General features: G+C 68.8%; 4 protein-coding genes. 3 read left to right on the top strand and 1 reads right to left on the bottom strand.

Annotated features, from left to right (window positions below):
• Positions 1-897: biotin synthase BioB (gene bioB / locus JWP28_RS18600; protein ID WP_299545281.1), on the bottom strand; the 897-nt coding region annotated here is incomplete at its 3' end.
• 74 nt (positions 898-971) lie between these two features.
• Between bioB and JWP28_RS18595 the strand changes: the two genes are divergently transcribed.
• The 3 genes from JWP28_RS18595 to JWP28_RS18585 all read left to right on the top strand — a co-directional run.
• Complete coding sequence (locus JWP28_RS18595) at positions 972-2,441, top strand: CYTH and CHAD domain-containing protein (protein WP_299545279.1); 1,470 nt, start codon at positions 972-974, stop codon at positions 2,439-2,441.
• Between the two features lie 110 nt (positions 2,442-2,551).
• On the top strand, positions 2,552-3,943 hold the full coding sequence (gene ahcY, locus JWP28_RS18590) for an adenosylhomocysteinase (protein ID WP_299545278.1): 1,392 nt from the start codon (positions 2,552-2,554) through the stop codon (positions 3,941-3,943).
• Positions 3,944-4,090: 147 nt separating this feature from the next.
• Positions 4,091-4,752 (top strand): bifunctional hydroxymethylpyrimidine kinase/phosphomethylpyrimidine kinase (locus JWP28_RS18585; RefSeq protein ID WP_299545276.1); only part of this gene is annotated, 662 nt, incomplete at its 3' end.

Below are 4,752 nucleotides of genomic sequence, written 5' to 3'. Positions count from 1 at the left end.
CCGGGCGCCGATGAAGATCGAATTGGCGCCGGCCAGGAAGCACAGCGCCTGCAGCTCCCGGCTCATGTGCTCGCGCCCGGCGGCGATCCGCACCATCGACTTCGGGCAGACCAGGCGGGCCACCGCGATCATCCGCACGAACTCCAGGCCGTCGACCGGCGTGGAGCCCCCCAAGGGCGTCCCGGGGATCGGCATCAGGTCGTTGATCGGCAGGCTTTCCGGGTGGCTGGGCAGGGTCGCGAGCTGCTGCAGCAGCCCCGCGCGGTCGCGCCGGGTCTCGCCCATGCCGACGATGCCGCCGCAGCAGGTCGACATGCCGGCGTCGCGCACGTGGGCCAGGGTGTCGAGCCGCTCTTGGTAGGTCCGCGTGGTGACGACCTGGTCGTAGTAGTCCGGGCCGGTGTCGAGGTTGTGGTTGTAGAAGTCGAGGCCGGCGGCCTTCAGGGCCTTGGCCTGCTCGGCGGTCAGCATGCCAAGCGTGGCGCAGGTTTCCAGCCCCAGCGCCTTTACGCCGGCGATCATTGATTGGAGCTTCGGCAGGTCGCGATCCTTCAGGTCGCGCCAGGCTGCGCCCATGCAGAACCGCTGCGCGCCCCCGGCCTTGGCCTCCGCCGCCGCGGCGATCACGTCTTGCGCCTCCATCAGCTTGGAGGCCTTCGTCGCGGTCTTGAAGTGCTGCGACTGGCTGCAGTAGCCGCAGTTCTCCGGACAGCCGCCGGTCTTGACGGACAGCAGTTGAGAGAGCTGGAGTTCCGTCGGATCAAACCACCGCCGGTGGACTTCGGCGGCGCGGAAGACAAGTTCAGTGAAGGGCGCCTCGAACAGCGCTTCCACCTGGTCGAGGGTCCAGTCATGTCGCGGCTGGGCCGGATCGAGCGGATGGACGTGCGCGTTCATGGGAAACTCCGGGCCCTTGAAAAGGTCGGCCGACATAGCGTGACGTGGGCAAGGACCGCAATCAACGGTGGCGAATGGACGGCGCGGCGCAGGAAGTTGAGCTGAAGTTCCTCTGCGCTCCGGAGGACCTGGGCGCCGTATTGGCCGCCGCGCCCGCCGGCGACGAGGAGAGCCGCGAGCTGATCAGCGTCTACTTCGACACCGCCGACCTGAAGCTGCAGAAGGCTGGCGTCTCCCTGCGGGTCCGCGAGAGCGACGGGCGCCGCGTCCAGACCCTGAAGCGCGGCGACGGGCTTTTCCGCGAGGAGCATGAGGCGCCGATCGAAGGCCTCGCGCCCGACCCGGAGCTGGGGCCTCTGCCGTCCCTCACCCGCAAGGGCGCGGACCTGCGGCCGGTGTTCAACATCCGCGTCAGCCGCCGCCAGCGGACGATCCGCTACCAGGGCGCCGAGATCGAGTTGGCCCTCGACCAGGGCGAGGTCACCGGCGGCGAGCAGAAGCGACCGATTTCCGAGGTGGAGCTGGAGCTGAAGTCCGGTCCGCCGTCGGCCCTCTTCGCCCTGGCCCGAGAGTTGTCCGCCGCCGCGCCGCTCTATCTCGCTTTCGACAGCAAGGCCGCCCGCGGCCAGGCCCTCGTGGCCGGCGACGACCAGGCCCCGCGCAAGAGCGGCAAGGTCGAGCTTTCCAAGGACGCCACCGTGGCCGAGGCCTTCCAGACGGTGGCCCGCAAGGCGCTGGCCCAGATCGCCGCCAACGCCGCGAACTTGCGCGCCGAGCCGAGCCCCGAGGCGGTCCATCAGCTTCGCGTCGGCGCCCGGCGGCTGCGCAGCGCGCTCACCACCTTCAAGCCGGTGCTGAGGGGCGAGGGCCTGGAAGCCGTCAAGGCCGACATCAAGTGGCTGAGCCATGCCTGCGACACGCCCCGCAACCTCGACGTCTTCGCCGAGGAGACCCTCAAGCCCGCCGAGAGCGGCCAGGATCCGCCGCCTGGCCTGCCGGCGCTGCGCGAGGCGATCGACGCCGAGCGGCGGCGCGCCTGGGCCCAGGCCGGCGAGACCGCAGCCTCCGAGCGGTTCCGCGCCCTGATGATCGCTGCCACCGAGTGGGTGGAGATCGGCCCCTGGCGCGAGACACGGGCGGCCGAGAAACCCATCGCGGACTTCGCTGACCGCGCCCTGGATCGGCATCGCAAGACGTTCGAGAAGCGCCGCCGCGCCGCGCAAGGAGGCGACGACGAGGCTCGCCACCATCTGCGCATCGAGGCCAAGAAGCTGCGCTACGCCGTCGAGGCCTTCTCGAGCCTCTACGGCCACAAGCGGGTCGAGCGGTATCTGCGCAGCCTCAAGAACCTGCAGGAGGTGCTGGGGGCGCTGAACGACCTGGTCACCGCCGAGCCGTTGCTCGCCGGCCTGTCGCTGCCCTCCGACGCGGCCTTCGCCGCCGGCGAGCTGGTGGGCCGCAAGGCCGCCGCCAAGCCGAAGCTGGTCGCCCGCGCCGCCAAGGCCGCGGAAAAGCTCTCCAAGGCCGAGCCCTTCTGGGGCTGACCAAGATATAAAGAAGTCCTTATATGATTTCTTGCGCCGGGCGGCCGGCGTCGCTATAGAGCCGCCAACCCAATCCCCTCTCTCCCAACCTTTTCATCTTGGGGCCAGAAATGACCGACTACGTCGTCAAGGACATCGCGCTCGCCGACTGGGGCCGCAAGGAAATCGACATCGCCGAAACCGAGATGCCCGGCCTGATGGCCGTGCGCGCCGAGTTCGGCAAGGACCAGCCGCTGAAGGGCGCCCGCATCGCCGGCTCCCTGCACATGACCATCCAGACCGCGGTGCTGATCGAGACCCTGCAGGCCCTGGGCGCCGACGTCCGCTGGTCCTCCTGCAACATCTTCTCGACCCAGGACCACGCCGCCGCGGCGATCGCCGTGAAGGGCGTCCCGGTGTTCGCGATCAAGGGCGAGAACCTGGTCGAGTACTGGGAATACGCCCACAAGATCTTCGAATGGGCCGACGGCGGCTACCCGAACCTGATCCTCGACGACGGCGGCGACGCCACCCTGCTCTGCGTGCTGGGCCCCAAGGCCGAGAAGGATCCCTCGATCCTCAACAAGCCGCAGAACGAGGAAGAGGAAGCGCTCTACACGGTGATGAAGCGCTACCTGAAGGAGAAGCCCGGCTTCTATTCGGCGATCCGCGAAGCCATCAAGGGCGTCTCCGAAGAGACCACCACGGGCGTCCACCGCCTCTACCAGATGGCCGAGCGCGGCGAGCTGCCGTTCCCGGCGATCAACGTCAACGACAGCGTCACCAAGTCCAAGTTCGACAACCTCTACGGCTGCCGCGAGAGCCTGGTGGACGCCATTCGCCGCGGCACCGACGTGATGCTGGCCGGCAAGACGGCCGTGGTGCTGGGCTATGGCGACGTGGGCAAGGGCTCGGCGGCCTCGCTGCGCAACGGCGGCGCGCGAGTGATGGTCACCGAGGTCGACCCGATCTGCGCCCTACAGGCGGCCATGGAAGGCTATGAGGTGGTCACCGTCGAGGACGTCGCCGACCGGGCCGACATCTTCGTCACCGCCACGGGCAACAAGGACGTGCTGACCGTCGACCACATGCGGGCGATGAAGAACAACGCCATCGTCGCCAACATCGGCCACTTCGATTCCGAGATCCAGATCTCCGGCCTGCGCAACTTCAAGTGGGACGAGATCAAGCCGCAGGTCCACCACGTGGAATTCCCGGACGGCAAGAAGATCATCGTGCTCAGCGAGGGCCGCCTGGTGAACCTCGGCAACGCCACCGGCCACCCGAGCTTCGTGATGAGCGCCTCCTTCACCAACCAGACCCTGGCCCAGATCGAGCTCTGGCAGAGCGGGGGGCGCTACAAGACCCAGGTCTACACCCTGCCCAAGCACCTCGACGAGAAGGTGGCCATGCTGCACCTGGGCAAGCTGGGCGCCAAGCTGACCAAGCTCTCCAAGGACCAGGCCGAGTACATCGGCGTTCCGACCGAGGGCCCGTTCAAGCCGGACCACTACCGGTACTAGCGTTTTCCCCCGGTACGGGGGAAATGTCGCCAATGGCGAAGCCGGGCGACAATGGGGGAGGTATCGTTTCCCATCGACTTCCCCCATCGACCCTGGCGTGTTGCGTCTCGGGGATGGTTTCCCCCGTACCGGGGGAAGACTGAACTCATGCCGCTCGCCCTCGTCCTTTCCTCGTTTGTGGCGGCCAGCCGGATCGGCGGGGCGGCGCAGCAGTATGTGCTGGCCGCGCACGGGATCGATCCGGTGCTGGTGCCGACCGTGATGCTGGGGCGCAATCCGGCGAGGGGCTCGGAGGGGCAGGCGACGCCGCCGGAGCTGTTCGCCCGCATGCTGGCCGACGTGGAGGCCGACGCCATCTTTGGCATGGTGGACCTGATGATCACCGGCCACTTCTCTTCCCGCGAGCAGGTGGAGATCGCCGCCGACGCCCTGGTCCGCGTCCAGGCGGCGGCCGAGCGCGCGCCGGTGGTCATCGTAGATCCGATCATGGGCGACACGCCCAAGGGGCTCTATGTGAAGGCCGAGGTCGCCGAGGCGGTGGCGAGCCGGCTGGTCCCGCGCGCCGACTGGATCACCCCGAACCTCTGGGAGCTCGGCTATCTGTCCGGCGGGCCGGTCGACAGCGCGGCGGCGGCGATCGCGGCTGCGCGGCGGCTCGGCAAGCCCGCCCTCGTCACCTCGGCTCCGGCCGGCGCGGACGAGGTCGGCCTGCTGCTGGTGGAGACGGATGGCGCGGTCCTCTTCGCTCACCCGCGACTCCCGCTGGCGCCGAGCGGGACCGGCGACCTGGTCACCGCGAGCTTCGGCGC

This window comes from Phenylobacterium sp., from assembly GCF_028290885.1.
Taxonomy (GTDB): domain Bacteria; phylum Pseudomonadota; class Alphaproteobacteria; order Caulobacterales; family Caulobacteraceae; genus Phenylobacterium.
Note: the sequence above shows the minus strand (reverse complement) of the source record. Positions and strands in the feature narration are given on the sequence as shown.

Coding starts and splice junctions, on each gene's coding strand:
- ahcY (WP_299545278.1), top strand. CDS start 2,552: ATGACCGACTACGTCGTCAAGGACATCGCGCTCGCCGACTGGGGCCGC.
- JWP28_RS18595 (WP_299545279.1), top strand. CDS start 972: ATGGACGGCGCGGCGCAGGAAGTTGAGCTGAAGTTCCTCTGCGCTCCG.